At 65.3% G+C, this 26,482-nt stretch carries 24 protein-coding genes; 8 read left to right on the forward strand and 16 right to left on the reverse strand.

Annotated features, from left to right (window positions below; genetic code table 11):
* Positions 1-68 precede the first annotated feature (68 nt).
* The 3 genes from IB243_RS04615 to gspF all read right to left on the reverse strand — a co-directional run bounded on the left by IB243_RS04615 (position 69) and on the right by gspF (position 2,762).
* Positions 69-446: an EF-hand domain-containing protein gene (locus IB243_RS04615; RefSeq protein ID WP_192425424.1), complete on the reverse strand. Its 378-nt coding sequence runs from the start codon at positions 444-446 to the stop codon at positions 69-71.
* Between the two features lie 146 nt (positions 447-592).
* On the reverse strand, positions 593-1,525 hold the full coding sequence (locus IB243_RS04620) for a 5'-nucleotidase (RefSeq protein ID WP_192425426.1): 933 nt from the start codon (positions 1,523-1,525) through the stop codon (positions 593-595).
* A 4-nt stretch (positions 1,526-1,529) separates the two neighbouring features.
* On the reverse strand, positions 1,530-2,762 hold the full coding sequence (gene gspF / locus IB243_RS04625) for a type II secretion system inner membrane protein GspF (RefSeq protein WP_192425427.1): 1,233 nt from the start codon (positions 2,760-2,762) through the stop codon (positions 1,530-1,532).
* A 230-nt stretch (positions 2,763-2,992) separates the two neighbouring features.
* Between gspF and IB243_RS04630 the strand changes: the two genes are divergently transcribed.
* Both IB243_RS04630 and IB243_RS04635 read left to right on the forward strand, forming a co-directional pair.
* Positions 2,993-3,742, forward strand: coding sequence for an SDR family NAD(P)-dependent oxidoreductase (locus IB243_RS04630; RefSeq protein WP_192425428.1), 750 nt, complete (start codon positions 2,993-2,995; stop codon positions 3,740-3,742).
* 233 nt (positions 3,743-3,975) lie between these two features.
* A complete protein-coding gene (locus IB243_RS04635) occupies positions 3,976-4,752 on the forward strand; it encodes a hypothetical protein (RefSeq protein ID WP_140426215.1) in 777 nt (258 codons plus the stop codon).
* Between the two features lie 28 nt (positions 4,753-4,780).
* On the opposite strand, the gene IB243_RS04640 is transcribed toward IB243_RS04635, so the two are convergent.
* The gene (locus IB243_RS04640) at positions 4,781-5,788 is read right to left on the reverse strand and encodes an LLM class flavin-dependent oxidoreductase (RefSeq protein WP_192425429.1); all 1,008 of its coding nucleotides are present in this window, start codon (positions 5,786-5,788) and stop codon (positions 4,781-4,783) included.
* Between the two features lie 202 nt (positions 5,789-5,990).
* On the opposite strand from IB243_RS04640, the gene IB243_RS04645 reads away from it, so the two are divergent.
* Together IB243_RS04645 and IB243_RS04650 are read left to right on the forward strand one after the other, a co-directional pair.
* A complete protein-coding gene (locus IB243_RS04645) occupies positions 5,991-6,476 on the forward strand; it encodes a CZB domain-containing protein (protein ID WP_010466485.1) in 486 nt (161 codons plus the stop codon).
* Positions 6,477-6,832: 356 nt separating this feature from the next.
* Entirely contained in the window at positions 6,833-7,585 is a 753-nt protein-coding gene (locus IB243_RS04650) for a M48 family metallopeptidase (RefSeq protein ID WP_029414342.1), read from the forward strand.
* Positions 7,586-7,721: 136 nt separating this feature from the next.
* Here IB243_RS04650 and ruvC read toward each other — a convergent pair whose 3' ends face one another.
* From ruvC to IB243_RS04675, 5 genes are all read right to left on the reverse strand, one after another.
* Positions 7,722-8,270 carry a crossover junction endodeoxyribonuclease RuvC gene (gene ruvC, locus IB243_RS04655; RefSeq protein WP_010466481.1) on the reverse strand — a complete coding sequence of 183 codons (549 nt, stop codon included), beginning with the start codon at positions 8,268-8,270 and terminating at the stop codon, positions 7,722-7,724.
* An 81-nt stretch (positions 8,271-8,351) separates the two neighbouring features.
* Positions 8,352-9,344: a phosphatidate cytidylyltransferase gene (locus IB243_RS04660; protein WP_057270229.1), complete on the reverse strand. Its 993-nt coding sequence runs from the start codon at positions 9,342-9,344 to the stop codon at positions 8,352-8,354.
* Positions 9,345-9,603: 259 nt separating this feature from the next.
* A complete protein-coding gene (locus tag IB243_RS04665) occupies positions 9,604-10,377 on the reverse strand; it encodes a 1-acyl-sn-glycerol-3-phosphate acyltransferase (protein ID WP_192425430.1) in 774 nt (257 codons plus the stop codon).
* Between the two features lie 135 nt (positions 10,378-10,512).
* On the reverse strand, positions 10,513-12,342 hold the full coding sequence (locus IB243_RS04670) for a M48 family metallopeptidase (RefSeq protein ID WP_192425431.1): 1,830 nt from the start codon (positions 12,340-12,342) through the stop codon (positions 10,513-10,515).
* 167 nt (positions 12,343-12,509) lie between these two features.
* The gene (locus IB243_RS04675; RefSeq protein WP_225584753.1) at positions 12,510-13,421 is read right to left on the reverse strand and encodes a helix-turn-helix domain-containing protein; all 912 of its coding nucleotides are present in this window, start codon (positions 13,419-13,421) and stop codon (positions 12,510-12,512) included.
* A 25-nt stretch (positions 13,422-13,446) separates the two neighbouring features.
* Here IB243_RS04675 and IB243_RS04680 point away from each other — a divergent pair, with 25 nt between their 5' ends.
* Positions 13,447-14,973 carry a cytochrome P450 gene (locus IB243_RS04680; protein WP_225584754.1) on the forward strand — a complete coding sequence of 509 codons (1,527 nt, stop codon included), beginning with the start codon at positions 13,447-13,449 and terminating at the stop codon, positions 14,971-14,973.
* A gap of 100 nt (positions 14,974-15,073) precedes the next feature.
* On the opposite strand, the gene IB243_RS04685 is transcribed toward IB243_RS04680, so the two are convergent.
* On the reverse strand, positions 15,074-15,691 hold the full coding sequence (locus IB243_RS04685; protein WP_192425433.1) for a glutathione S-transferase family protein: 618 nt from the start codon (positions 15,689-15,691) through the stop codon (positions 15,074-15,076).
* 303 nt (positions 15,692-15,994) lie between these two features.
* On the opposite strand from IB243_RS04685, the gene IB243_RS04690 reads away from it, so the two are divergent.
* On the forward strand, positions 15,995-16,270 hold the full coding sequence (locus IB243_RS04690; RefSeq protein ID WP_370540312.1) for a cytochrome P450: 276 nt from the start codon (positions 15,995-15,997) through the stop codon (positions 16,268-16,270).
* Between the two features lie 49 nt (positions 16,271-16,319).
* Here the strand turns inward: IB243_RS04690 and IB243_RS04695 are convergent, their stop codons facing one another.
* The 5 genes from IB243_RS04695 to IB243_RS04715 all read right to left on the reverse strand — a co-directional run bounded on the left by IB243_RS04695 (position 16,320) and on the right by IB243_RS04715 (position 21,391).
* Entirely contained in the window at positions 16,320-16,649 is a 330-nt protein-coding gene (locus tag IB243_RS04695; protein ID WP_010466471.1) for a hypothetical protein, read from the reverse strand.
* A gap of 16 nt (positions 16,650-16,665) precedes the next feature.
* On the reverse strand, positions 16,666-17,400 hold the full coding sequence (gene mtgA, locus IB243_RS04700) for a monofunctional biosynthetic peptidoglycan transglycosylase (RefSeq protein WP_192425435.1): 735 nt from the start codon (positions 17,398-17,400) through the stop codon (positions 16,666-16,668).
* Positions 17,401-17,433: 33 nt separating this feature from the next.
* Positions 17,434-18,282 (reverse strand): shikimate dehydrogenase, encoded by an 849-nt coding sequence (aroE, locus tag IB243_RS04705; protein WP_192425437.1) that lies wholly within the window; start codon positions 18,280-18,282, stop codon positions 17,434-17,436.
* A 119-nt stretch (positions 18,283-18,401) separates the two neighbouring features.
* The gene (locus IB243_RS04710) at positions 18,402-19,262 is read right to left on the reverse strand and encodes an energy transducer TonB (RefSeq protein ID WP_010466467.1); all 861 of its coding nucleotides are present in this window, start codon (positions 19,260-19,262) and stop codon (positions 18,402-18,404) included.
* Positions 19,263-19,315: 53 nt separating this feature from the next.
* Positions 19,316-21,391 (reverse strand): ribonuclease catalytic domain-containing protein, encoded by a 2,076-nt coding sequence (locus IB243_RS04715; protein ID WP_192425439.1) that lies wholly within the window; start codon positions 21,389-21,391, stop codon positions 19,316-19,318.
* Positions 21,392-21,671: 280 nt separating this feature from the next.
* Here IB243_RS04715 and IB243_RS04720 point away from each other — a divergent pair, with 280 nt between their 5' ends.
* The gene (locus IB243_RS04720; RefSeq protein WP_192425441.1) at positions 21,672-23,252 is read left to right on the forward strand and encodes a Wzy polymerase domain-containing protein; all 1,581 of its coding nucleotides are present in this window, start codon (positions 21,672-21,674) and stop codon (positions 23,250-23,252) included.
* 41 nt (positions 23,253-23,293) lie between these two features.
* Here IB243_RS04720 and IB243_RS04725 read toward each other — a convergent pair whose 3' ends face one another.
* Positions 23,294-23,878, reverse strand: a complete 585-nt coding sequence (locus IB243_RS04725) for a YqiA/YcfP family alpha/beta fold hydrolase (RefSeq protein WP_192425443.1) — start codon at positions 23,876-23,878, stop codon at positions 23,294-23,296.
* Between the two features lie 110 nt (positions 23,879-23,988).
* On the opposite strand from IB243_RS04725, the gene IB243_RS04730 reads away from it, so the two are divergent.
* The gene (locus IB243_RS04730) at positions 23,989-26,427 is read left to right on the forward strand and encodes a serine/threonine protein kinase (RefSeq protein WP_192425445.1); all 2,439 of its coding nucleotides are present in this window, start codon (positions 23,989-23,991) and stop codon (positions 26,425-26,427) included.
* The last annotated feature ends 55 nt before the right edge of the window (positions 26,428-26,482 follow it).

Consider the following 26,482-nt stretch of genomic DNA (forward strand, 5'->3'; position numbering starts at 1 on the left):
TAGCTATTAGCGCAATCCGGATAAGCGCCAGGACCAAATTTCATTCAATTTTAGTGGCATTTCCGGCGTCAAGGCCGGGGCGATGAGGCGGGAGCCGTTGCCTGGGCCGCCCGCTGGTGCTCCCGCTCCGCGCGGTACTTGGCGGCCAAGGCCCGCACTTCCTCGTACGACACATAGCCATCCTTGTCCGTGTCTGCATCGTCGAACGCGGCGGCCAGGCGGGGAAAGAGCTTGACCTCGGTGCGGCTGAGCTTTCCGTCCCCATTGAAGTCCAGCATCTTGAATTCGCGCATGGCCTTGATCTCTCCCTTGCTCAGGGCCGCCTGTGACTCTGCCGGGGCGCTGACGGCAGGTGGTACCGGCGCAGCGGCAGGAGGTGTGGCCAGTGCGGCGCTGCCCAAGGCTGCCGCCATGGCGCTCACCGCCAGGGAAAATCTGATGCGCAAAACAGGCTCCTTTGTGGACTGGCAACGATGTTGGCACAGTTGAGCGTGCGCGGGCGGAATGCAACCCAAGCTTTGCAGCTTTCACCCGGTGTTGCAGGGGTTTGCAGAACTTTTCGCAGAAACGCGGGCCCGCGTTCGGCGCCGGTTTACCCGCCTGCAGGGCGCAGGGGGTTGGAGATGCCACTGTTCACATGCCCGGCAGGGACATGGCGGGCCGCCGAGGTCACATGGCCCGTCTGGTCGTCGAAGAAAAAGTCGGGTTCGAACTCGCGCAGGAATTCGCCCTTGGGCAGGCCGCCCAGGAACATGGCTTCATCCACGTCGATGTTCCAGTCCATCAGCGTGCGGATCGCGCGTTCGTGCGCGGGGGCGCTGCGCGCCGTGACCAGGGCCGTGCGGATGCGCATGCCGGTGGTGCCGCCGGCCTCACCGGCGGATTGCAGCCGGTGCAGCGCCGCCAGCAGGGGCTTGAACGGGCCATCGGGCAGGGGCAGGGCGGCCTTGTCGGTCTCGTGCCGCTGGAAGGCGGCTAGGCCTTCGGCCTGGTACACCCGCTCGGCCTCGTCGGAGAACAGCACTGCGTCGCCGTCAAAGGCAATGCGCACTTCCTGCGGGTTCGCGTCGCCGGCCCGCACCGATTCGGTGATTACTCGCGCAGCGGGGTAGCCCAGGTGCAGCGCTTCGCGCACATCGGCCTCATTGGCCGACAGGAACAGGTGCGCGCCCAGGGGGCGCAGATAGCGAAACGGGTCGCGCCCCTGGGTGAACACGCCGCGCTGGATGGTCGGCAGGCCATGGGCGTTGCAGGAGCGGAACACGCGCATGCCACTGACCGGGTCATTGCGCGAGAGCAGCACCACCTCCACCCGCTGGTGCTCCGAAGTGTTGAAGGCGAGCAGCTTGCGCACCAGTGAGAACGCCACGCCAGGTGCGGCGGGCACGTCCAGGCGCTGGCGTTGCAGGTCCACATAGGCTCGGTCATCGCTCTCGTGCTCGAAGACGCGGTTTTCTTCCTCGAAGTTGAACAGCGCCCGCGAAGAGATCGCCACCACCAGCTTGTCGTCCAGGGTCACGGCCATAGAGTCACTTCACGAACTGGTTGAGTTGGATGATGGGCAGCAGCACGGCCAGCACGATCAGCATCACGATCATGCCCATGCCGACGATGAGCAAAGGCTCCAGGATGGTGGCCAGCGCCATGGCGCGGCGCTGCACCTCGGTGGAAAGCTGCCGGGCGGCGCGCTGCAGCATCACCGGCAACTGCCCGGTTTGCTCGCCCAGGCGCGCAAACATCGACAGCAGGCCGGGGAAACGCTTTTTCTGCGCCAGCGCCGAGGCCAGGGGCGCGCCTTCGCGCACCAGCACCAGCGCCTCCAGCGCGTCGGCGCGCAGTGCGCGGTTGTTCAGTGTTTCGGCGGCGGCCTGCAGGGCCTTGAGGATGGGCACGCCCGCACCTGCCAGCATGGCCAAGGTGCCCGCAAAACGCGCTGCGTTGTAGCCGCGCGCCAGCTTGCCCACCAGCGGCAGGTTGAGCCAGGCGGCATCGAATTTTTCGCGAATGTGGCCGATGGTGAGCGCCCAGCGTGTGCTGAAAGCTATCAAAACAAAAGCAATCAGCATCATCAAACCATAGCTGCGCACAAAAGCGCTGATGCCCAGCATGGCCACCGTCAGGAAAGGCAGCGCGCGCTTGGTGCCTGCAAACACGCTGGCCACCTGGGGCACCACGTAGCCCACAAGGAACAGCACGATCACGATGGCCACGATGGTCACGATGGCGGGATAAAGCGCAGCGCCCACCAGCTTGGCCTTGAGCGCCTGGCGTTCTTCGAGGTCGTCGGCCAGACGCTCCAGCACCAGGCCCAGATTGCCGCTGTGCTCGCCCGCGCCGATCACGGCGCAGTAGATGTCGGAAAACTCGCGCGGGTGCTGCGACAGGGCGCGCGCAAACGTGGCCCCCGCATTGACCTCGGCACGCAGCGCGGCCACCAGATGGCGCTGGCGTTCGTCGTCAGATTCTTCGGAAAGCGCTGTGAGGGCGCGTTCCAGCGGGAGGCCAGACGACACGAGCCCGGCAATCTGCCGCGTCCAGATCGACAGGGCCGTTGCGCTGAACACAGGCCGGGTGAACAGGCGCTGGCCGAGGCTGGCCGAGCGGCCATCCAGCGACTGGCCGGTCTGCACCAGCTCCACGGCCAGCGGCACCAGCGCCTGGGCCCGCAGCAGGCTGCGCGCGGCCTTGGCGGTGTCGGCCTCCATGAGGCCCTTGCGGGTCTGGCCCTGGGCGTCCAGGGCTTCAAAGGAAAAAGCGGGCATGCGGGCGTGGGCGGTAAGGCGTGGGCGTCAGGGAATCACACAACGGCGGGTGGGGGCAAAACTGCCCTGCAGTCCGTGATGGTAGCCGCTACCCGAGGGCACTTGCCGCGCGGTGGGTCCCTCTGTCAGCGGCGTGACCCAGGTCAAGGTGCCGGTACACCGGGCGCGCAGAATGAAAACGGATCTGTGGCATCGGGTTGCAGGTGTTCTGAAGGAACCAGGAGTCTTTCATGCTGAAGAACAAGGTGGCGTTGGTCACGGGGGCATCGTCGGGCATTGGGCGTGCCATTGCGCTCGTGTGGGCGCGCGAAGGCGCCAAGGTGGTGGTGTCGGATGTGAACGCGCAGGCGGGCGAGGAAACTGCTGCGCTGGTGCGTGCAGCGGGTGGCGACGCCATTTTTGTGGCGGCCGACGTGGGCAAGCCTGAGGACTGCGAAACGCTGGTCAACCGTGCTGTTGCCCACTACGGCCGTCTGGACGTTGCCTGCAACAACGCTGGCATCGGCGGCCCGCAGGCGGCCACTGCCGACTATCCGCTGGAGGGCTGGGCGCAGGTCATCAACATCAACCTGTCTGGCGTGTTCTACGGCATGAAGTACCAGATCGCGGCCATGCTCAAGAACGGTGGCGGCGCCATCATCAATATGGCGTCCATCCTGGGCTCCGTGGGGTTTGCCACCGCGCCGGCCTACACGGCCGCCAAACACGGTGTGGTGGGGTTGACCAAGGCGGCAGCCCTTGAATACAGCAGCCATGGCGTGCGCATCAATGCTGTCGGGCCCGCTTTTATCCACACGCCGATGATCACCGGGCTGGAGCAGGACGCGGGCATCCATGCCATGCTGGTGGGCGCACACCCCATCGGCCGCCTGGGGCTGCCCGAAGAGGTGGCCGAGCTGGTGGCTTGGCTGGCGTCCGGCAGGGCTTCGTTTGTGACCGGGGCGTATTACCCGGTGGATGGCGGATATCTGGCGCGGTGAAGCGCCGGTTCGGTGTCTGGTCCGTCCACCACGGATGGCGGCAAATGGCGGTATGGCGCTGGCGTGTTTCGGGGCGGAATGCTTCCCGTGGGCTCGGATGTGGCGCGGGCGAGACGGGTCGCCGTGGTATGCAATCTAGGCCTGTGCCACTTGCGGTACCTGCGCTTAAGATGCTCCAGTTAGGGTTGCCGCCATGGCGCCGGCCCCAGTATTGACTCACTAAGGAGAAAAACGTGAACAAGACGACTGCCCTGGGAGGGGTTTTTGCCGCTTTGGTGTTATCTGCGTGTGGCGGAGGCGGAGATGACGTGGTGGCGCCCCCGGCCAAACCTCCCGCAACCGTGGTCACGGGCGTGGAAGGCCTGTGGACCGGGGCGACCACCGACCCACTCAATGTGCAGGGTGTGGTGCTGGAGAATGGTGAAAGCTGGAGCATTCTGACCGACACGGTCGGAACCGTGGTGGGTATGTCGCTAGGTACCGTCCAGACAGCGGGCCCAGATGTCGTCTCTGGCAGCGGGCGTTTTCTCAATGTGGTCGATGAGGCAAACGTTGCCAACCGGAAGACGGAGCCTGTCAGCTACACCGGCAAATACGCGGTGCGGGACTCGGTGCAAGTCACGGCTTCCAATGGCGTGAAGTTCTCAGGCACCTATGGCGTGCTCTATGAACAGCCTGCTGTCGTGAGCGAGTTGCTGGGTAATTTCACGGGAACGGGCATTGGCAACCAGGTCAGGGAGCCCCTGATATCCGTCGCCATCACCACGGGCGGATTGGTGTCAATTCCTTCCTACCCAGGCTGCTCGGTGCGTGGGACCGTGGTGCCACGCGCCAGCGGCCGGAATGTGTTTGATCTGCCACTGACCTTCAGTGGGACCAGCTGCCCGGTGGGCGATGGTGTGGTCATCCAGAACGTCGTTCTTTACAACGACACGACCCAAGCGATCGTGATCATGGGTCAGAGCGCTAGCAAGGCGCAGACCTTCTTCTACACAGGGCAGAAAACCTAAGTCCTCACGGTCTTTGGTGGCGGTGCTCCTACGCTTCGGCGTGGGCCTGCGCCGCGATGTCCAGTGAGCGCAAGCGCAGCGCCGGGTCGTGCACATCGCTCACCAGCATGAGTTCATCGGCCCCGGTGGCCTCGCTGAGTTGTGCCAGGCCGGTGCGCACCGTGTCTGGACCCCCAATGACAGCGGCGGCCAAGAAATCGCCAATCGCGGCGCGCTCCTGCGGCTGCAGGTGCGCCGCATAGTTTTCGATGGGCGGCAGCAGGCGGCGGCGGTCGCCCGTCAAAATGCCCAGCACCCGCTGGTAGGTGCTGCTGGCCAGAAACTCCGCTTCTTCGTCCGTGGGCGCTGCAATCAGCGGCACCCCGATCGCCACATAGGGCTTGGGCCAGGCGGCGGACGGGCGGTACAGGTTGCGGTACAGGTCGATGGCCTGGTGCAGCAGGCGCGGCGCAAAGTGCGACGCAAAGGCATAAGGCAGGCCGCGCTCTGCCGCCAGCTGCGCCGAGAACAGGCTGGAGCCCAACAACCAGATGGGCACGTTGGTGCCCGCGCCGGGCATGGCGATCAGGCGCTGGTTGGGTTCGGCGGGTGCCAGCAGGCGCTGCAACTCGGCCACATCCTGCGGAAAGTCGTCGGCTGTTTCCACTCGGCTGCGACGCAGTGCGCGCATGGTGGTGGGGTCGGTGCCAGGAGCGCGGCCCAGGCCCAGGTCGATGCGGCCGGGGTACAGCTCGGCCAGCGTGCCAAAGGCCTCGGCCACCACCAGCGGCGCGTGGTTGGGCAGCATCACGCCGCCCGAGCCCACGCGGATGCGCGAGGTGCCGCCTGCAATGTGGCCCACCAGCACGGCGGTGGCCGAGCTGGCAATACCCGCCATGTTGTGGTGCTCTGCCAGCCAGTAACGGACAAAACCCAGCTTTTCAGCGTGTTGCGCGGTGCGCAGGGCAATCTGCAGCGCGTCGGCCACGGTACCGCCCTCTCGGACGGCGACAAGGTCGAGCATGGACAGGGCGGGGCGGGTGGCGTTGGACATCATCTGCGCATTGTCCGGCGGCCACCACATCGGTGCTGGCTGCCGGCGCAGAGCTGGCAGGAACAGAAGGGTTGCCTTGCGCAGTTTTTACCAGTGGGTGATTTTTTGGTAGCCAAAATGGCGCCGCACCCACAGAATGTTTCAAGGCACTTCCGGCGGGACCATTTCCGGTGCTGCGGGCGGGGCGCCTTCACAGGGACCAAGCATGGGTTTTTTCAGCCGTTTGTTCAAGATCCGGGAGCAAGACCCCACCAGCCCCGACACGACCTGGGCCATGGAAGACAACGGCAGCGAGCTAGTGCTGGACGCAGAGTACGCCTCCATGCTCATGACCGAGATCGACATCGATGCGGCCATCGCCAGCCATGAGCGCTGGCGCCTGCAACTGCAGGACATGGTCAATGGCCGCTCGCAGGAGGTGATGCGGCCCGAGCGCATCTGCCAGGACGACCGTTGCGACCTGGGCCGGTGGCTCTACGGCACGGGGCGCGTGCGGCTGGGGCATTTCCCGGCGTTCGACATGCTGGTGGCCCGGCACAAATACTTTCACCAGCAGGCGGCCGATGTGGTGACCGCGTTCCAGGCGGGCGAGCAGCAAAAGTCTGTGCAATTGCTCAACAGCAGCTGCCGCCATGCGTCCAACCAGGTGCTGCTGCTGCTCAAGGAACTCAAGCGGGGCCTGGGGCGCTGACACCTGGAGTGTTGCCGGCGTGCGCAGACAGGGGCGGTGCCCACCCTGCCATCGCGTGTTGTATGGGCTCATTTTTTAATAGCAAAAAATGTCCTTCAGCTAAGCGCTAGAGCCATTTTCACGGCAAATTCTGCGGTGGTTTCCGCCACCACGCCTGCGCCAGGCCTTGCCGCCTCGGTCCGCCCGCCAGCATCGGCACACAGTTCTTACATCTGAAGACACGGCTGCCCGTGAGAAACGGCACTTGCGTGGCTATCCTCCGGCGCGCGCCAACCATTGCTTGCAGTTGGTTGCGCAAAAACACAATCGATTCAAGACCAATCAAAAAACTGACTGACGTCAGAGAGGGAACCCCGATGGACCGCCGTAAATTGTTGACGCTCGTGACCCTGGCTTCCGGCGTGAGCGCCGTATCGCCCGTGTGGGCGCAGTTTGACCTGGGCAAGATGCTGGACGCGGGCAAGGACCTCGCCAAGTCCGAAAGCCTGTCGGACGAGGAACTCAAGAGCACGTTCGACCAGATGTCCGCCGAGATGGACCGCCAGAACAAGGTGGCCCCCGCAGGCAACCCCTACGCAACCCGCCTCACCAAACTCACCTCGGGCCTGGGCACGTACGACGGTCTCAAGATGAACTTCAAGGTCTATCTCACGCCCGAGATCAACGCCTTCGCCATGGCCAACGGCACCATCCGCGTGTATTCGGGCCTCATGGACAAGTTCACCGACGACGAAGTGCGCTACGTGATCGGCCACGAGATCGGCCACGTCAAGGCAGGCCACACCAAGGCCCGCATCCAGACCGCCCTGCGCACCAGCGCGCTGCGCAATGCCGTGGCGTCGAGCAACGGCAAGGCCGGTGCCATCGCCAGCTCGCAGCTGGGTGACCTGTTCGAGAAAGTGGTGCGCGCCCAGCACTCGCAAAGCAATGAGCGCGAGGCAGATGACTACGCCATGGGCTTCATGAAGGCCAAGCGCTACCAGCCCGCAGCCTGTGTCACGGCCCTGGAAAAGCTCGCCGCCATGTCGAGCGGAGATTCCACCAGCTTCCTGTCCACGCATCCTTCGCCCAAGGAGCGTGCTGATCGGCTGAAGACGCAGGTCGCCTGACCCTTCGCTGCTGCGGAAACCCTGGTGGGGCTGTACCGCGCTTTTGGGCGCGGTATTTTTTTGCCCGGCTTTTGTGCCGTAGGCAGGCCGTGTCCGGGTGAATCAGCCGCCCCCATGTTCCGGGGACGCCTGGGGGTCAGTAGCTGCGCCCGCCCTTGTACATTGCATGCTGGCGCCGGTTGAGCGTGGCCGCTTCCCCCAGCCGGCCCATGGCCGCCCCGGCATGTGCGTGGGTGATGGCCATGCCCAGGCCGTCGGCGGCGTCGGTGCCCGGCAGGCCGGGCAGGCTGAGCAGGCGCCGCACCATCTCCTGCACCTGGCTCTTGGCGGCGCGGCCGTGGCCGACCACGGCTTTTTTCATCTGCAGCGCGGTGTATTCGGCCACCGGCAGGTTGCTCGCCACCAGGGCCGTGATGCAGGCGCCGCGCGCCTGGCCCAGCAGCAGGGTGGACTGCGGGTTGACGTTGACGAACACGATCTCGACCGAAGCCACGTCGGGCTCGTAGCGCGCTGCCACTTCGGTGATGCCGTCGAACAGGATCTTCAGGCGCCCGGGCAGATCGCCCAGCGCCAGCGTGGTGGTGCGGATGGTGCCGCTGGCCACGTAGCTGAGCTTGTGGCCGTCCATGTCCACCACGCCAAAGCCGGTGGTCTGCAGGCCGGGGTCGATGCCTAAGATGCGCATTTGCTCATTATTTGATAGCATTTGGCGCTTATCCATCAAGCGCCAGCGGCCATTTTTGCTTGTAAATTGACTGCCGATCACCTAGAGACCGAAGTACCAGCGCACCGAATGGAAGAACACCGGCGCCGCAAAACACAGCGCATCCACCCGGTCGAGCAGCCCGCCCGCGCCGGTGACCGACATGCCCTGCATGCCCCAGCTCGTGATGCCACGGTCGCGCTTCAGGGCCTTCATCACCAGGTGCCCCAGGCTGCCCGCCACACAGGCGAGCAGGGCCATGCCCAGCGCCTGGCCGGGCTTGAACGGGGTGATGAACGTGAGCAGCCCGCCGGCCAGACCCCCGGCCGCCACACCGGCCAGCCAGCTCGTCCACTGAAAACTCTGGCTCACCTGCGGCGCCACGGGCTTGTGGGGGAAGCGCCGCCCCAGCAGGTGCTGCACCAGCATGCAGGTCTGCACCACAAACACCAGGAAGAACACCAGGAATGCGCCCTTGTCGCGGTAGCCCGGAAAGTCCAGCAGCAACAGCGCGGGCACATGGCTCATGCCATACACGCAGACCATGATGCCCCACTGCAGCTTGGCGTTGCGCTCCAGAAAACGCTGTGGGTCGTTGGCCAGCGCGCTCACCACGGGCAGGGCCAGGAACACGTAGACGGGGATGAACACCGTGAACAGGTCAAAGTGCTTGCTGCCCACGATCCAGAACTGCAGCGGCAGCACCACGAAGAACGCCAGCACCAGGCTGCGGTGGTCGCCACGCCGCGTGGGCGACAGCGTGATGAATTCGCGCAGCGCAAAAAAGCCCACGATGGCAAACAGCACCGTGGCCACCGTATCGCCCAGCACCCAGCCAATCCAGAACACCGTGGCCATGGCCCACGAGGTCTTGAGCAGGCCCCAGAAGCGCTTGGCCTCCAGCACGCGTGCTTCCGCTTCGGGGTCGTCGCTGGCGTGCTCGCGCAGATTGCGCACAAAGGCCCAGACGGTGACAACGGACAGGATGCCAAACATCACCAGGAACAGGGCGCCGATTTGCTGGGTGGCCGTGAGATTGCGGAGGAAGTTGTTCATGTCGTTGCCGCCCGGCCGCCCGAAGGCAAAGACGCTCCCCCCTGGGGGGCAGCGATACGCGAAGCGATGAGCGTGGGGGCTTCTAGTGCGGTTGCCGCCCGGCCGCCCGAAGGCAAAGACGCTCCCCCCTGGGGAGCAGCGATACGCGAAGCGATGAGCGTGGGGGCTTCTAGTGCGGTTGCCGCCCGGCCGCCCGAAGGCAAAGACGCTCCCCCCTGGGGAGCAGCGATACGCGAAGCGATGAGCGTGGGGGTCATCTTTAAACTTCCCGCAAGGCGATCACGGCGCGGCGTGCGCGGTCCAGGAACGGGCGACGTTCTTCGCCCGCTTCCAGCTGAACAGGCTCCCCAAAGGTCACCGAGCACAGGATGGGCACCGGCACTACTTCGCCCTTGGGCATCACGCGCTGCACGTTGTTGATCCAGGCGGGTACCAGCACCACCTGCGGAAACATCTGCGCCAGCTTGAACAGGCCGGACTTGAACGGCTGTGGCTCGTCGCCATGGCCGCGCGTGCCTTCGGGAAAGATCACGATGGAGTCGCCGCTCTCCAGCGCCCGCACCAGCGGGGCCAGCGGGTCGGACTCGGGCAGGGCGGCGCGCAGCTCCTCGGGGCTGGGCGTGCGGGGCGGGGCTTCGGGCGAGGGGTCGGGGCCTCCGGCCATGGCGGTGTCCGTGCTGGCAGAGGCGACGGCCATCGCGTCCAGCGCACCGGCCGATTCAGCCGCCACGGGCACAGGGGCGCGCGCGGGCGTGGCCTGGCGGTCTACATACACGGCGTTGAACACGGCGGTGGTGATCCACTGCCGAAACGGTGTTTTGGTCCAGTAGTCCTTGGCGGCAATGGGCCGGGTGATGCTGCGCAGCTCTTCGGGCAGCGCTGCCCAGATCAGCACCATGTCGGCATGGCTCTGGTGGTTCGCAAAATAAATGCGCTGCTCGGCCTTGGGCGGGCAGCCGTACCAGCGGGCCTGGGAGCCGGTCAGAAACCGCACGATCCCCAGCAGAAGGAAACTCATCAACTTGGCAAGCATGGCGCGGATCATACGGGGCGTAGGCGCGCTGGCCTTGGCGGGAGCTCGATTCGACTGCCGCCTGAACGGAGGTGGCCGAGCGAGGAACTTCCGGCGTCAACCTGTTACTCAGTTGTCGCTGGATTTACCCTGTTCTCAAAGCACATCGATTCTGACCACGTTCTGGTTCACAGGCCCCAGAGGCTGCGCAATGCACACCTCAGGGTGTTTATTGATGTTCTGCAACAGTCGGGGGTTCAACGGTTCGGTGTAGAACACCGCTTTCACGCAGGCCAACTCATCGGGCCTGGTCACTGTTTCCAGCAGGTGGGCCATCTGCGCTTTCATGTGGTCTTCGGTATGGTGGGGCGAGAGTTCACCAGAGCCATCCATGCGGAACACGACCAGATTGATTTTGAACTGGTGCCCATCAATCTGCCTGGATTGAAGACTACCCACCCAGCACCCGTCTATCCGTGGATTTGCGCTGATCGCATCGCGGAACAGGCCACGGGCCGTGGTGGATAGAGGTTCCAGGGGTTCGTTGGCGAAACGTATCCACAGGTCTTCGTCGATGAAGTTGCCTGTCCAGTGCAACGCGGAGTCCAGTTTTCGGATGGATCTTTCTATGGCGTGAGCGCAGTCGCCGTTCACGCGGTGCTCGAAGATCCTGCGCAAAGCTGAAGGCGCCATCTTTTTGTTCAACCGCACAGCGGCCTGCAAATAGTCAACGCCTTCCTCATGGTCGCCATCCAGCAACGCGCAACCGAGTTCGTAATTCAAGTACGCGTCGGACGGATGGTCTGCCACCAGTGCCTTCATCGCGTCGAGCGCTGCCGCGGAGCGGGATAGTGACGCCATCGCAACCGCTTGCTGCACCAGATCGTGAGGATTTGCGTCTGCTTGGGCCTGCAGCCAGCGCAGGCGATAGTGAGAAAAGCCCCAAGAGTTCTGGTGTTTGCTAACCCAAGAGGCCTGGTGTTCTTTAAAGATGGATGTCCATTCATCTGGGAACGCTTCAGCACCCGCGCACGGGCCGTCCCACTGCGGTGGTTCTATCGTGATGGACAAATGGCTTGCCCGCTGCTGAATACGCGGATGAGTGTCATGCAACCCTGAAGGACGCGTGCTGGTAGCTGCGAGCATGGGCACGAACGACTGTGGAGCATAGTGCTGCACCCTCTTGATGGTCGTCTCAAGGATGTCCTGCGGTGGCGCGTCTGACTGCATTTTCCATCGCACCCAGTCTGGTTGCATTGCGTGCTGCTGGATGTGCTCGTGCAGTTCAATTTTTACCAACGCATCTATCAAGCTCCTGGCCAGGCCCGCACGTTGGGCGCAGTCGTCTGCCTCGTACTCGCACTGGTGTGACCACGCGGAAGACTGGCGCAGGAAGAGCGGGATGAACCAGCGAGCCACTAGCTTTTGCAATGACTGGATGAATCCGTCCTGCGCAGATCGGCGGCCTAAAAGAAAAATGCTCCACTTGTATCGAACGCGGTAAACCCATTGGCCTGCCCGGTTGTGTTTAAGGGAGAAGTGCCCCAATTCGTGGGCCATGATGGCTTTGACTTCGTCGCTACGAAGGTAGTGCAACAACGGTAGCCCTATGCGGAGCGTTCTTCGTGCTCCCAGCCCCCAAAAACCTGGCGAGACAGAGGCAGAAGCATTGAAATCGTCGGTCAAGACAATGTGATGGATCCTACCTGCGTCCACTTTGGTAGAAAGCTCGCGGACCCAGTGGTGGAGCCCGCTGCCCGGCGCTACGGCGATGGCATCTCGGTCATCGACAGCGCCTGGTTGAATGGTCCACAGCACCACAAGAAAAAGTACAGCGCCTATCAACCATGCGGTTTTTGGCGCGTAGAAGATGGAGCAAAGCCAAGTCATTGCTGCCGCGGGAACAAGCGCCAGAACGTAGTAAATGCCTTCCACCAAAACACACAAAGCTAAAAGTCTCAATTTTTGAGAAGTCGAAAACTGCATGGATTTTTGAGAAGGGGTTGCCGATGGGAGTGTCTGATACGCCGCGTGGAGGGCGGTGCTCGACACTTGGGTCGCATTGAAACAGATGACGAACCTCGGTGCATCCACAGGGGTGGCTGGATCAGGACTTTGAAGAGCCGACGAAGTGCCTGTCGGTACCGCCGGGGCTACACCCAGATGCGATACGCCCAGAACGCTTCGTCACCGTAAATGCCGTCGTACAGCGCCTGCGGGGCGTAGCCGGTGATGCGCCGCGTGACGCGGCACAGGTGTGACTGGTCCGAGAAACCCGCGCCCGCCGCCACATCCGCCCACTTCACCGTGCCGTGGGCGGCGTCGGCTGCGATGGTGTCGAAGAACGCCTGCTCGGCCTTGCCAAAGCCGCGCAGCTCGCGCAGCGGCAGCCCGGCCCAGCGCTTGATGCGGCGCTCCAGCTGGCGCAGGCTGCGGCCTGGGGCCGACACGGCGGCGCGTTGCGCGAGGTGCATGGCCCAGTCGCCATAACGCTGCGCCTGCATTGCTTGCACGGGTCGGCAGGCTTGCCAGCGGGGCTCCAGAAACGCCTCCAGGCACTCCATGCGGGCGGCGTCATCGGGCTGGTGCTGCACGGCCTCGCACATCGTTATCCAGTCGGGCGGCAGCAGGGTTTGCGCGTCCAGCATGCGGTCGGTCAGCGCCTCAGGCTCCAGGCCGGTGAGCTGGTGCAGCGCATCGGGCATGAACATCACCATCATGGCGTGGGTAGGCTCGGCGCAATAGCTGGTGCTGGGCCGGGTGTGCGGGCCGGCCAGCACCCAGCGGCCGGGGATGGGGTCACGCGGACTGTTCAGGTCGGCCATGGTGTCGGGGCGCTCGGGCACCAGGCATTCGCTGCGCCCCTCAAACCACCAACTCAGGCTGCACAGGGGGGTGGCCGGGAAGCGGTTGATGCGTTGTGCATCACTGAGAACATGGCCAACCGTGCTGCGCACCAGCGTGCCGCGCAGGCATGCCGACAGGCTCGCGCGCGGTAGCCACAGCTGGCCCGAGGGGATCAGCCCCTGTGGATGCCGTGCGGAAGGTGGGACCAAGGTTGCCATGCGCCGCGAGTGTAGGCGAGTTGCGATGTCGAATTCGTTCAATACCTGGCCGCTGTTGCACCGCAACATGCACGCCATGACCCACACCACCACCACCGCCACCCCATCGATGCCAGCGGCACCCTCTCCCTCTGCGCAGACTGCACCAACCCGGGGCCACCAGCCCGGTGGCCCGGCCAGTCGCTGGTGGGGCCTGCCCTTGCTGAGGGAGATGCGTGCCGATTACCTCGGTTTTGTCACCCGCCTGCAGCGCGACCATGGCGACCTGACCCGCATGCGCCTGGGCAACGAAGACGCCTGGGATCTTCTGTCGCCCGATCTCGTGCGCGAGGCGCTGGTCACCCACGCGGACCAGCTGATCCGCTGGGAACGCGGCATTGCCGTGTTCGAGCAGGTGTTCGGCCAAAGCGTGCTGGTGACCGAGGGCGACACCTGGCAGCGCCAGCGCCGCATGTTGATGCCGGCTTTTACCCCCAAGCGGGTGGCGGGCTACGCGCAGCTGATGACCGATGCGGCCACCAGCGCGCTGGATGCTGCGGTGCCCGCAGGCCAAGCCGAGGCCTTGGTGGCCATGGACACGCTCTGGACCGATGTGGCGATGGATGTGATCCTGCGCACGCTGTTCAGCGAATCGGCCAAGGCGGACGCCCGCGATGCCGCCTGGGCCACGCAGACGCTGTCGGAGACGGCGTTCCGGGAAATGTTCATGCCCTTCACGCTGCCAGACTGGCTGCCCCTGCCCGGCAAAGCCGCCAAGCGCCGCGCGCTCAAGGCGCTCAAGGCGCTGGTGCAGCGCCACATCGATGCGCGCAGACGGGAAGAGGACGACCCGGCCGGTGTCCCACCACCGCGCACTGACCTGCTGCACATGCTGCTGGCGTTGCGCGACGAAGGCACCGGCGAGTCGCTGTCGCCGCAGGAAGTGTTCGACCAGTGCATGGTCAGCTTCCAGGCCGGGCACGAAACCAGCGCCACGGCCCTGCTGTGGTGGAGCCGCCTCATGGCCGAACACCCCGAGGCCGCCCAGCGCGCGCAGGCCGAAGTGGACAGCGTGCTGCCGTCCGGCCACACGCCCGGGCCCGAGCACATGGCGCAGCTGCCGTTTCTCAGTGCCACGCTCAAAGAGGCGCTGCGCCTGTATCCCCCGGTGGCGGCCTTGATGACCCGGCGCACCACAGCGCTTATCACGCTGACTGGCGTGGACGTGCCCCAGGGCGCCATGCTGCGCATCACGCCGTGGGTGCTGCACCGCGACCCGCGCTGGTTTGCGCAACCCGACCAATTCGTGCCCGACCGTTTTCTGGATGGTGCCCCGCCCATCCCCAAGGGCGCGTGGATCCCGTTTGGCGTCGGCCCGCGCGTGTGCATTGGTCAGCACTTCGCGATGCTGGAGATGACACTATTGGCGGCGCTGCTGCTGCAGCGGTATCGGTTGAGGTTGCCGGATGGGGCGGCGGCGTGCATGCCGAAGCTGCAGGTGACTTTGCGGCCGCAGATGCCGGTTCACATACGACTGCAGCGGCGGGCCCCGGGCGGGCGGCACGAGCAGTGAGCCCGGGCGTCCGTAAAGAGCCGCATGGCTCCAACAAAAGACCCATTGACTTGGCTGCTCGGGGGCCGTCAGGTCTGCCTGCGCGACGAGCCCGGCTGCATTAGTGGGTCGAGGGGGGTGATATGCCTTGCATGCCAATGAATCCCTCAAGCGCCATGAATTCCCTCAACCACCGTTGCACGCTGCTATAGGCAGAGAGATCAATGCCGCCTTCGGCAGCCAGGGCGGTATAGGGAAAGCAGGAAATGTCGGCAATGGTCGGACAGGAACCTGCGAGCCATGGAACATGGCTCAGGCGAAGGTTCAGCACTTCGAGAGCCCGCTTCCCGGACTGCTGGGCAAGCCCCAGATCTCCCTCGTATCCAAATCGCTGAATGGCACGTGCCAAAAAAAGCCCGGATTGAATCTCATTCTGTGCCAGTTCGAGCCATTGCATCACTTGAGAAAGATTCTTGGGATCACGGGGCAACCATCTTCCCGATGCGTCGTACTTCGATGCGACATAGCAAAGGATCGCTGTGGAGCCCCATACGACGACGTCCTCGTCCTGCAGCGTGGGAATCTGCCCTCTGGGGTTGAGCTGAAAATAATCGTCGTGAACCTGGTTGCGCCCATTCACGAGTGGAATGGGACATCGTTCATAGGCCATTCCCAAGAACGAAAAAAGCAGCCTGATTTTGTAAGAGTTCCCGGACGTCTCGCGCTCATACAGTTTCATGGGATGGCTTCCAGTCGATACCTGTAAAAAAGGGAAGGACACGCGATCTGCGTAGGAGGTAGAGATGCTATGACCCATGGCGCGATGCTGGTATCGCAATATTTTTCTGTTCAGCAATCGATTTTTTCGATGCTGACAGCGCGGTGGCGCATGGCTAGGGGGCTCCGGGCCGGGCAGAGGAAAGTCCATGCGACATTGATGGCTCCACAAGCCGTGCGGTCCGTGTTTTTTGCTGCCAGAGGTTCTGGCATGGCGAGGGCCGTCAAGGTTGCTTCGTGCTCCCTATTTGGGCCGAAACGGTCGGTGCCCTCTCCGCCAGCGCGCGGTGTGATTGCGCACGAACGTTTCCTGGACGATGCCCCGACCATCCCCAAAGGCGCGTGGATTCCCTTTGGCGCAGGGCCGCGCGTGTGCATTGGGCAGCACTTTGCGATGCTGGAGATGACGCTGCTGGCGGCCATGCTGCTGCAGCGGTACCGGTTGCGGCTGCCGGAGGGGGCGCCAGCCTGTGCGCCGAAGCTGCAGGTGACCTTGCGGCCGGAGATGCCAGTGGCGCTGCTGCTGACGCGAAGGGGATAGACGCTTTTATCTATTGAACTAGGCACTCCAGTTTGATGCCGAAGTGCTTCTACGCAGAGGTGCGTCGCCGATTCTTCAAAAACCGATAGATCGAGATGTAGGCCCACCACTGCGGCCCGCAGAGGGTAGTCCACACCAGTTGCTTGAAGGCCATAAAGGCGGCGAAGTCCTGGCCATAGAGAGCCTTCGCGGCAAGTGCGGCGGGCAACCACGAAGGGAAGTTCAGTGTTACCAGCACGGCCTCGGCATAGCCCGGGACGCTACAGCATGCTGAAAGCGGAATCCGGCCGTAGGCGACCCCGATGCTCCAGGCGCTAAAGACAGCGACCAAAGCGATATTCGCGGCAACCACCCAACGCTCGGTGTGGGTGAATTTCATCAGCACGTGGGGTCCTTCACGGCAGCTCCGCCCCCCCCATCCGCGCCAGGATGGTCCGCGTCCGCCCCGCCAGATACGCCGACCCCGGCGTCTTCTCAAACCGCTTGGGTGCGGGCAGCATCACCGCCAGGCGCGCAGCTTCGGCGGCGGTGAGGCGCGATGCGCTTTTGCGGAAGTAATGCTGCGCGGCCGCCTCGGCGCCGAACACGCCTTCGCCCCATTCCACGCTGTTGAGGTAGATCTCCAGGATGCGTTGTTTGCTCAGCAGTTGCTCCAGCAGCAGCGTGAGCACAAATTCCTGCCCCTTGCGCAGCAGGGTGCGTTCGCCCGACAGCAGCAGGTTCTTGGCCAGTTGTTGCGTGATGGTGGAGCCACCCCGGATCTTGGGCGCGCGCACGGGGCGGTCGGGAGCGCGGGACTGGGCCTTGTTGGCCAGGGCTTCGGCCTTGGCGTTGCGCTCCCAGGCTTTTTCAATGGCGTTCCAGTCCACGCCGTCGTGGCTCACAAAGCCATCATCTTCCGAGGCGATGACGGCGCGCTTGAGCGGGTCCGAGATGCTGGCGTAGGGCACCCACTGCTGGCGCCAGGGGACACTGCCCTTGGTGGTGAGCAGTGTCCAGGCCTCAGAGCGCTGAAAGCTGGTGGATTCCGGGTCGATGACCACCATGGCCGCAATGCGGACCACGAAGAACAGCTGCAGTGCCACGAAGGCGAGCACCACCAGTCCCAGCCAGCGCAGCACGGCTTTCATTGCGGTGTGTCTCCCCGTGTTCGGTGTTGTTATCTAGATGGCCTGCTGCATTTCCTGCAGCACCTGCGCCGATGGCGGTCGCACGCCGCGCCACAGCAAGAATGCTTCGGCGGCCTGCTCCACCAGCATGCCCAGGCCGTCACGCGGGATGGCACCGTGGCGCCGGGCCCAGTCCAGAAAACCCTGGGCGGCAGGGCCGTACATCATGTCGTAGGCCAGGCAGCCCGGGCGCAGCACGTGGGCGGGCACCGGCACTTCGGCACCGGCCAGGCTGCTGGCCGTGGCGTTGATGATGACATCAAAATTGGCATCTAGCGCTTGTGGGGAAAGCGCTAGTAGCTCTGATTTTTGTAGCGATGCCAGTGCACTGTGCGATTGCGCCAGGGCCTGCGCCTTGGCCAGCGTGCGGTTGGCCACGGTGACGTGGCGGGCACCGGCCAGCAGCAGCGGGCCCAGCACGCCCGCTGCGGCGCCACCGGCGCCCACCAGCAGCACATCGCGCCCCGCCAGGGAGACACCCGCGTTGCGCGTGATGTCGGCCACCAGGCCCAGGCCGTCGGTGTTGTCGGCATAGATGCTGCCGTCGGCGCGGAAGGTCAGGGTGTTGGCCGCACCGGCCAGTTGCACGCGTTCGCTGCATTCGGTGGCCAGACCGGGTGCCTCGGTCTTGAAAGGCACGGTGACATTGCAGCCGCGCCCGCCCTGAGCCGCGAAGTCGCGCACGCCCTGCGCAAAACCATCCATGGGCACCAGGCGGCGCTCGTAGGCGATGTGCTCACCCGTGAGCTGGGCAAAGCGGGCGTGGATGGCAGGCGAGCGGCTGTGCGCCACCGGGTTGCCCATCACGCAGTACAGGTCGGAGGCGAGAGGCGAAGAGGTCATGGGAACAACAAGGGCTGCATGCAGGGAGCGGGGTCAGGCCGGGGCTGCCGCGGAACTGGCTTTGCCAGGCCGCTGGCGGCGTCCCACAGGGGGAAGGCGCCGCAGGCGACTCAGGGGGGTTACCGAACACTGGTTTCGAGAGTTTGGTCCCGCGTGAACTTGAAGCGCGCCACCATGGCGATCTGGTCGGCTTTTTTGCGCATGTCGGCGCCAAAGGCGCCAAAGGGGCCGGCTGCGCGGGCAATGGCCTCGGCGCGCCGGTCCAGCGTGGGGTTGCCCGAGCCTTGCACCACCTCGGTCTCCAGCACGCGGCCGTCGTGGTTGACGGTGACGATCATGGTCAGCTCGCCATACAGCTTCTTGCCGCCCTGTTCGGGGAAGTTTTCGGTGCCCTTGTCTTCCACCTTGCGGCGCAGGCCGTCGTAGTAAATGGCGTAGGCCTCTTCGCGTGTGGCGGGGCTGATGTAGCGCTTCTTGGGGCGCGAGTTTTCTTCGTTGATGCGCTTTTCGATCTCAGCCAGCAGCTTGACGAGCTGGCGGCGCTTTTCCTGCTCGTTCGCCTGCTCGGTGCTCTGGCTGGCCTGGCGCGGATCGGGCTCGGGCATGGTGGCCAGTTGCTTGCGCAGCTGGGCCAGCAGCTGCGCCTGCTGCTCCTGCATGGAATCCATCTTGCGCTGTGCTTCCTCAAAGTCGTCGCCGATGGCCGTGAGGGCCGAGTAGGGCAGGGGGCTGGTGGCCCGGCCCTTCTCGGCGTCGCCACCGCCTGCCAGGTTGGACTGGGCAATCGCCTGGGCCTTGTCGGGGCGCTCGTTGGACTTGGCATTGACCAGGATGACTTCGAGCGGCGTGTCCTGGAACACGCGGTTGAAACCCTCGGGGTCAATGAAGCGCACCGAGATGAGCGCGGCGTGCACGGCCACCGAGACGCCCAGCGCGAGCTGCAGCGTGCTGAAAGTGCGGAGGAAGGCGGGGAGTTTCATCGCCGGCAATTATCAGGGGGTATTTCGGGGCTGTCGGTGGCTGTGGGGGGCAGTCAGGAAGTCGCGGCTGCCACAGTGGCTTCGGCAGGGGCCTCGTTCACATCCACCGCGATGGCGATCGGGCCGGCCACGGTGTCGTCGTCCTCGGCATCGTCTACCGGGCCGTCGTCGCTGGTGTCGGCCGGGTCGTCCAGGCGCTCGATCACGGTGCCATGGATGTCCAGCGTGATCTCGTCCACCTCGCCCAGCTTGACCAGGAGGCGCGCGCCGCGCGGCAGGTTCTGCGCGCCCAGCACCGGGAAGACCAGCGGAATGTCGTCCGCCCGCACCAAAAAGCTGCCGCCCGGGCCTTCCTTGAAGACGGTGGCGTTCAGCTCGGTGATGCCGTGCTGCTCTACATATTTGAGCGTCCAGAAGCGTTCCATGCCGGCCTGGTAGCCGTTGTAGGCGCTGTAGGCACCGTCGAAGCTGCTGATGATGGAGAACAGGTCGGCGTCCTTGGGCTTGAAGGGCGCGGCCAGCGCGGCGGTCTTGCCGTGGCGGGCGCACGCAATGATCTGCCACTGGTTGACCAGGTCGGTGTAGCGGCGCAGGGGCGACGTGGCCCACGAATACGCTTTGACGCCAATGCCCGCGTGCGGCAGCGCCTTGGTGCCCATGCGCACCTTCACGCCGGGCGCCATGCTGGCCTGGCTGCGGTAGATGCCAGGCACGCCCAGCTCGGCCATCCAGCTGCCCCAGGTGCTGTTGGCCACGATCATGGCCTCCGCCACGATCAGGTCGAGCGGCGCGCCACGCTGGCGCACGCTGATCTGCACCTGCTCGTCGCCCGTGGGCTCGGCGCCGTTGTTGCCGACCAGGCGGAAGTTGTAGTCCGGCCGGTTGAAGTTCTCGGGCTTGCCGCGCACCACCTCGCGGCGGGCCTTGAGGTCTTTGGCCAGGCGGTGCAAAAATGATAGCTGGTGGCGCAGGTCGGACAAGCGCTGGGGGTCATTTTGATGCTCGAACGCCGGGTTGGACAGCCATTCCTCCGTCACCACCGCGTCAAGCTGGTCGTGGCGCAGGTTGGCGACCACATGCACGCGCTCGAGCTTGGTCTCGGAGCTCTTGAACTCCAGCGTGACTTCGTCGATGGTCACGTACAGCGACACAGCCGGGTTGGCGCGGCCTTCGTCCAGCGTGTAGGTCTGCACCACATCGTCGGGCAGCATGGTGATCTTGTAGCCCGGCATGTACACCGTGGACAGGCGTGCGCGGCCGAGCTGGTCGATGGCGCTGCCCGGCTGGATCGCCAGGCCCGGCGCGGCGATGTGGATGCCCAGCACCACGGTGCCCGTGCCCAGGCCCTGCACCGACAGCGCGTCGTCGATTTCAGTGGTCTGCGAGTCGTCGATGGAGTACGCCTGCGCGGTAGACAGCGGCAGCTCGTCGGCAATGACAGGTGCCGTGACGGCCGGAAAGCCCGTGCCCTTGGGGAAGTTCTCGAACAGAAAGCGCTTCCAGTGGAACTGGTAGGCCGAGTCGATGGCGCCGGCCTTTTGCAGCAGGTCGAGCGGCGCGGTATGGGTGGCGCGGCTGGCGTCCACCACGGCCTTGTACTCGGGCGCGTTCTTGTCCGGCTTGAACAGGATCTTGTAGAGCTGGTCGCGGATGGGCTGCGGGCATTCGCCGCGTCCGAGGGCCGCGGCCCACTCGTCGATCTGCGCAAGCAGGGCTTTTTTCTTCTCGATGGCGGCCAGCGCCTGCTGCAGGATTTCGGCCGATGCCTTCTTGAACCGGCCCTTGCCCGCGCGGCGGAAGTAGTGCGGCGCGTCGTACAGGCGGAACAGGGCGCCGGCCTGCTGGACCAGGGTGGCGTTCTCGGAGAAATAGTCGCGCGCCAAGTCGGCAAAGCCGAATTCGTCTTCGGGCGCGAACTCCCAGGCCAGGTCCAGTTCTATGGACTCGGCCACGGCCTGCGCCTGGGCGATGAGTTCCGCCGGGGCCGGCTTTTCGAACTTCAGGAGGATGTTGGCGGCCTTGACCTTGACCCGCTTGCCGGAGTCGAGCTCGACCTGGGCGGATGTGTCGGCTTCGGACAGGATACGGCCGGCCATGAATTTGCCAGCTTCTTCAAACAATGCATGCATGGGCGGCATTGTCCCATGGGTGCCAAGCCGGTCCGGCGGCCCATAGGAACCTGCCGGATTTGGAAATCGTCGGCTGTAAATCGGCCGCAGCAGTCCATTTTTGGCTCCGCCGCTCTTCGAGAACACCGTCTTTTTGCCCCATAGCTCGGCTATGGGGCTGCAAATTCGGCAAAAACTGTCCTCGCTGGGGCCGGTTTCCGCTATCGACGCTCCAAGTCCGACAGGCTCCTAGGCCGCCCCTATGATCCAGGGCTTTACACGATGGCCCGGTTCTTTCGACATGTTTTTTGATGCCATTGCCGTTCCGCTGGCCTTGCTCGCAGTGGCTTTGCCGTTTCTGTTTGCCGTCACCGACGCCCCGATCGCCAACTTCTGGCCGCTGTTGACGTCCTGGGTGTGTGGGGCGGTGCTCTTGCTGCTGGCTGCCGGGTGGGCACGCGCCGGGGTATGGCGGCGCCAGGGGCCTGTGGGGTGGGGTTGGCTGCTGGCGGGTGGGCTGGGGTTGGCTGCGCTGGTGGCCAGCGTCATCGGACTGGTGCAGTACCTGGTCGGCGACGTGGGGCTGGGGCCGTGGATTCACGCCTCGGTGCCGGGCCAGGCGGTGGGCAACCTGCGCCAGCGCAACCAGCAGGCCACCCTGCTCAGCCTGGGCGCATGGGCCTGGCTGTGGTGGACGCTGCATGCCCGGCCGCAAGGCAGCGCGGACTTGATCGGGGCGCCTGCAGGTCCAGGCCGCCTGCCTTTCTCGGGGTTGTGGAACATGCTGGCCCCCGTGGTCCTGATGTGGATCGCTGTCGGCGGGGCCGCCACGGCATCGCGGACCGGGGTGGTGCAATGGCTGCTCATCCTGGCGCTTCTGGCTCTGTGGCGTGGCGCGGGCCGTGGTGGGGCGCTGCGCCTGGGCATTGCGGGTTTTGCGGTTTTTCTGGTGGCTGCCTGGGTGTTGCCCGAGGCGCTCTGGAAGTTCCAGGGCGTGCGTGCCGATGCCCTGTTCCATCGCTTCACCGATGGGTCGCACGCCTGCACCAGCCGGCGGGTGTTGTGGTCCAACGTGCTCACCCTGATGGCGCAGAAGCCGTGGCTGGGCTGGGGCTGGGGCGAGCTGGATTACGCGCACTACATCACGCTGTTCCCCGGCGAGCGCTTTTGTGTGCTGCTGGACAACGCGCACAACCTGCCCCTGCACCTGGCCGTGGAGCTGGGCCTGCCCGCAGCCGTGGCGTTGTGCGGGGCCGTCGTTGCATGGGGCCTGTGGGCCCGGCCTTGGCGCGAAACGGAGCCTGTGCGCCAGCTGGCCTGGGGGGTGTTGGCGATCATCGGATTGCACAGCATGCTGGAATACCCGCTGTGGTACGGGCCGTTCCAGTTGGTGGCCTTGTTGTCGGTGGCAATCCTGGTCTGGCCCCGGCGCGACGAAGAATCGGAAGGACACGCGTGGCAGGCGGGGGCCGCGGCGCTGGTGGCCGCCGTGGCGATTCTGGGTGTGTGTGGCGTTGCCGCCTGGGACTACCACCGCGTGAGCCAGCTTTACAAGCCCAGCGCGCAGCGGGCTGCGGCGTACCGCGAGGACACGCAAGCCAAGGTGTCCCATTCGCTGCTGTTTTCAAGCCAGCTGGACTTTGCGCGCTTGACCACCACGGGGTTGACCCGGGACAACGCAGCGCGCATGAACGCCCTGGCCCAGGAGCTATTGCATTACTCGCCCGAGCCCCGCATCATCGAGGCGCTGGTCGAAAGCGCCGTGATGCTGGGCAAGGACGACGAAGCGGCTTTCCACATGAAGCGCTACCGCGCGGCCTACCCGGACGACTATGCCCGCTGGATGGGGGCGGGAGGCAACCGGGCATCCCAGGCACGTTGAGCAGCTTCTGATGCGCTGGTGCCCCTGGCGCCTGGGCGATGTCAGGCCAGGTCGAGGAATTCCGTCACCTGGGGCAGGTAGTCGCTGAAATTGGCGAGGGCGTGCTCTCCGCCTTCTTGCACCACCAGCCGTGCTTGCGGGTAGCGCGCCACCATTTCACGCCAGTCCAGCACCTCGTCGCCTTTGGCAATGATGGCCATCTCCGGCGCGGCGGGTGGCTGGCCCGTGGTGTCGAGCGCGCGCAGCTCGTCAATGTATTCAGGCTGGAAGTAAAACCGCTCGGCCGGGTCGTGCCAGGCGGTCTGCTCGCCGATGTACCGCGCGAGGTCGCGCGCCGGGTGCACGGCTGGATTGAGCATGACGCTGGGGCAGCCCTTGTGCCGCGCCACCCAGCTGGCGTAAAAGCCGCCGAGCGACGAGCCGATCACCGCCATCGCTGCGCCGGGCCACAGGGCAATGCCTTGCGCCACCAGGTCCATCGCTGCCTTGGGGGATGGGGGCAGCTGGGGGCACCAGAAGGTGACGCCAGGGTGGCGCCGCGCCACATGCGCGGCCATCTGCCGGGCCTTGGCAGACTGGGGCGAAGAGCGAAAACCGTGCAGGTACAGGAGGTGGGTGGTGGTCATGGATGGGGAAAACGACAGGGCAGGGGAATCACTGCTGCGAAGGGGGTGGCCGGGACATAAGATGCATGGCATGGGCGCCGCGCGGTGCGCCCGCTGCCTTGATCCCCACCATGACTGATTTTGCCCCGCTTTCCACCGCCAGACGCTGGGCCCAGGGATCCGCCGACAAGCCGCCTACGTCGCTGGGCCGCTTCGAGCTGAAGAAGCTGCTGGGCCGGGGCGCCCAGGCCACGGTGTGGCTGGCGCTGGACCCGCGCCTGCAGCGTGAGGTGGCCATCAAGCTCATGCGCCCCGTGGAGGACCAGGACCCGTCGGTGCTGGAACACTGGCTGCGCGAGGCGCGGCATGTGGGGCGTCTCGCCCACCCCTTCATCGTGCCGGTGTTCGAGGCCGATGTGCAGGGCCGCCAGCCCTACATCGTCTTCGAATATGTGCCAGGCAAGACACTGGCCGAACACCTGGCGCAGCAGGGGCGCTGCACGCCGCACGACGCGGTGGCGCTGATGGTGGACGTGCTGGATGGTCTGCAGGCAGCGCACCAGGCCGGCATCGTGCACCGCGACCTCAAGCCTTCCAACATCATGATCGACACCCAGCGCCACGCCCGGGTCATGGACTTTGGCATGGCGGCACCGGTGCAGGCCGCACCGGATTCACAGCTGGCCAGTGGCACCCCGGCGTACCTCGCGCCCGAGGCGGCTGCCGGGGAGGCTCCTGCGCCGGCCATGGATGTGTATTCGGCCGCCCTGGTGCTGGTGGAGATGCTCACGGGCCAGCCGCTGATCCACCAGAAAGACACCTGGCAGGCGCTGTACCGCATCGCCAACGAAACCCTGGTGCTGCCCGAAGACCTCGGGCCGGGCGTGGATGACGGCCTGCGGGCCGTTTTGCAACGTGCGATGGCGCGCGAGGCGGGCCAGCGCTACCCGTCGGCGGCGGAGTTTCGCGATGCCTTGCGGGCCTGGGCCGCGCCCGCCAGCGCGCCCACGGCGGCCAGCAACGCCACGCTCGATTTCCTGCTGCGGCGCATGCGCCACAAGAGCGATTTTCCGGCGCTGTCGGACTCGGTGGCCCGTATCCAGCGCGTGGCCAACTCCGAGGACGACAGCATCAGCGATCTCACGCACGAGATCCTCAAGGACGTGGCGCTCACCAACAAGCTGCTGCGCCTGGTCAACAGCGTGCATTTTGCGCATGCGGGCCGGGGCACCATCAGCACCGTGTCGCGGGCCGTAAGCCTAGTGGGCTTCAACGCCGTGCGCAACATGGCGCTCAGCCTGGTGCTGCTGGACCATATGCAGGATAAGGCCCATGCGAGCCAGATGCGCGAGGAGTTTTTGCGCGCCATGATGGCAGGGTCGGTGGCTGCTGAGCTGTGCGAGCCCGGTCAGGCGGCCGAAGAGGCCTTCATTGGCGCGATGTTCCAGAACCTGGGCCGCATGTTGTGCGAGTTCTACTTTCCGGAAGAGGCGCGGCAGGTGCGCTCCCTGCTGGCGTCTGGCCGTGTGGAGGGGGGCGAAGAGTCGGCCGCGCTCCAGGTGCTGGGCCTAGGGTTCGAGGACCTGGGGGTGGGCGTGGCCCGCGTCTGGGGTCTGCCCGAAAGCCTGCAGCGCTGCATGCGCAAGCCCATGGGCTCGCCCATGCAACGCGCACCAGAGCAGGGCGTGGAGCGCCTGCGGTGGGTGGCGATGGCGGCCAATGAGGTGGCCAGCACCCTGCTGCTTGGCGAGGCGGCGTCGCTGGAGTCGCGCCTGGGGCAGATCGGCACACGCTATTCCCGCACGCTGGCGCTGTCCGCCGCCGCGATTTCCGAGGCCACCTTGCGTGCCCGCCACAAGCTCGTGGCGCTGGCCGAGGCGCTGGACCTGCGCGTCGACCCCGGGACGCCTGCCGCACGGCTGCTGCAGCTGCCTCCGGCCGCCGGTACCGGGCCCGCGCAGGACGACGCCCTGGGGTCGCACGAGTTGCGGGCCAGCGAAACCCAGCCCCTGCCAGCGGTGCTCGAATCGCAGGCCAGTGGTGTGGTGTCGGTTGCGCAGGTCAATGAGGTGCTGGCAGCGGGCATCCAGGACATCACCAACGCCATGGTCGAGAGTTTTCAGCTCAATGACGTGTTGCGCATGATCCTGGAGACCATGTTCCGCGCGCTGGGATTTCGGCGCATGGTGTTTTGCCTGCGCGAGGCGCGCACCGACATGCTGACCGGCCGCTTTGGCCTGGGCGAGGGCAGCGACGCCGCCGTGCGCGCCATGAAAGTCCCGCTCAAGGCGCCGGGCGACCTGTTTGCGGCCGTCTGCCTGCGCGGCGCAGACACGCTCATCAACGATGCGACAGAGCCCAGGATGCAGGCCCGCCTGCCCGAGTGGTACCGCACGGGGCTCAATGCCCCGTCGTTCCTGCTGCTTCCGTTGCAGATCAAGGGCCAGACGTTTGCACTCATCTATGCCGACCAGTCCACGGCCGGGGGCATCGTGGTAGATGACAAGGCCCTGGGCCTGCTGCGCACCCTGCGCAACCAGGCCGTGATGGCGTTCCGCCAGGCGGGATGACGACCGCCGGGCGTGGGTTCTGGCGCAGGGGTGGCCCAGCACACCGATAATCTCG

The sequence above is a fragment of the Acidovorax sp. ACV01 genome (assembly GCF_014851495.1).
Classification (GTDB): domain Bacteria; phylum Pseudomonadota; class Gammaproteobacteria; order Burkholderiales; family Burkholderiaceae_C; genus Acidovorax; species Acidovorax radicis.

Excerpts from the sequence above, each read along its gene's own strand:
- IB243_RS04620 (WP_192425426.1), bottom strand. The coding sequence starts at position 1,525 with ATGGCCGTGACCCTGGACGACAAGCTGGTGGTGGCGATCTCTTCGCGG.
- gspF (WP_192425427.1), bottom strand. The coding sequence starts at position 2,762 with ATGCCCGCTTTTTCCTTTGAAGCCCTGGACGCCCAGGGCCAGACCCGC.
- IB243_RS04630 (WP_192425428.1), top strand. The coding sequence starts at position 2,993 with ATGCTGAAGAACAAGGTGGCGTTGGTCACGGGGGCATCGTCGGGCATT.
- IB243_RS04640 (WP_192425429.1), bottom strand. The coding sequence starts at position 5,788 with ATGATGTCCAACGCCACCCGCCCCGCCCTGTCCATGCTCGACCTTGTC.
- IB243_RS04645 (WP_010466485.1), top strand. The coding sequence starts at position 5,991 with ATGGGTTTTTTCAGCCGTTTGTTCAAGATCCGGGAGCAAGACCCCACC.
- IB243_RS04650 (WP_029414342.1), top strand. The coding sequence starts at position 6,833 with ATGGACCGCCGTAAATTGTTGACGCTCGTGACCCTGGCTTCCGGCGTG.
- ruvC (WP_010466481.1), bottom strand. The coding sequence starts at position 8,270 with ATGCGCATCTTAGGCATCGACCCCGGCCTGCAGACCACCGGCTTTGGC.
- IB243_RS04660 (WP_057270229.1), bottom strand. The coding sequence starts at position 9,344 with ATGAACAACTTCCTCCGCAATCTCACGGCCACCCAGCAAATCGGCGCC.
- IB243_RS04665 (WP_192425430.1), bottom strand. The coding sequence starts at position 10,377 with ATGCTTGCCAAGTTGATGAGTTTCCTTCTGCTGGGGATCGTGCGGTTT.
- IB243_RS04670 (WP_192425431.1), bottom strand. The coding sequence starts at position 12,342 with ATGCAGTTTTCGACTTCTCAAAAATTGAGACTTTTAGCTTTGTGTGTT.
- IB243_RS04675 (WP_225584753.1), bottom strand. The coding sequence starts at position 13,421 with ATGGCAACCTTGGTCCCACCTTCCGCACGGCATCCACAGGGGCTGATC.
- IB243_RS04680 (WP_225584754.1), top strand. The coding sequence starts at position 13,447 with ATGTCGAATTCGTTCAATACCTGGCCGCTGTTGCACCGCAACATGCAC.
- IB243_RS04685 (WP_192425433.1), bottom strand. The coding sequence starts at position 15,691 with ATGAAACTGTATGAGCGCGAGACGTCCGGGAACTCTTACAAAATCAGG.
- IB243_RS04695 (WP_010466471.1), bottom strand. The coding sequence starts at position 16,649 with ATGAAATTCACCCACACCGAGCGTTGGGTGGTTGCCGCGAATATCGCT.
- mtgA (WP_192425435.1), bottom strand. The coding sequence starts at position 17,400 with ATGAAAGCCGTGCTGCGCTGGCTGGGACTGGTGGTGCTCGCCTTCGTG.
- aroE (WP_192425437.1), bottom strand. The coding sequence starts at position 18,282 with ATGACCTCTTCGCCTCTCGCCTCCGACCTGTACTGCGTGATGGGCAAC.
- IB243_RS04710 (WP_010466467.1), bottom strand. The coding sequence starts at position 19,262 with ATGAAACTCCCCGCCTTCCTCCGCACTTTCAGCACGCTGCAGCTCGCG.
- IB243_RS04715 (WP_192425439.1), bottom strand. The coding sequence starts at position 21,391 with ATGCATGCATTGTTTGAAGAAGCTGGCAAATTCATGGCCGGCCGTATC.
- IB243_RS04720 (WP_192425441.1), top strand. The coding sequence starts at position 21,672 with ATGTTTTTTGATGCCATTGCCGTTCCGCTGGCCTTGCTCGCAGTGGCT.
- IB243_RS04725 (WP_192425443.1), bottom strand. The coding sequence starts at position 23,878 with ATGACCACCACCCACCTCCTGTACCTGCACGGTTTTCGCTCTTCGCCC.
- IB243_RS04730 (WP_192425445.1), top strand. The coding sequence starts at position 23,989 with ATGACTGATTTTGCCCCGCTTTCCACCGCCAGACGCTGGGCCCAGGGA.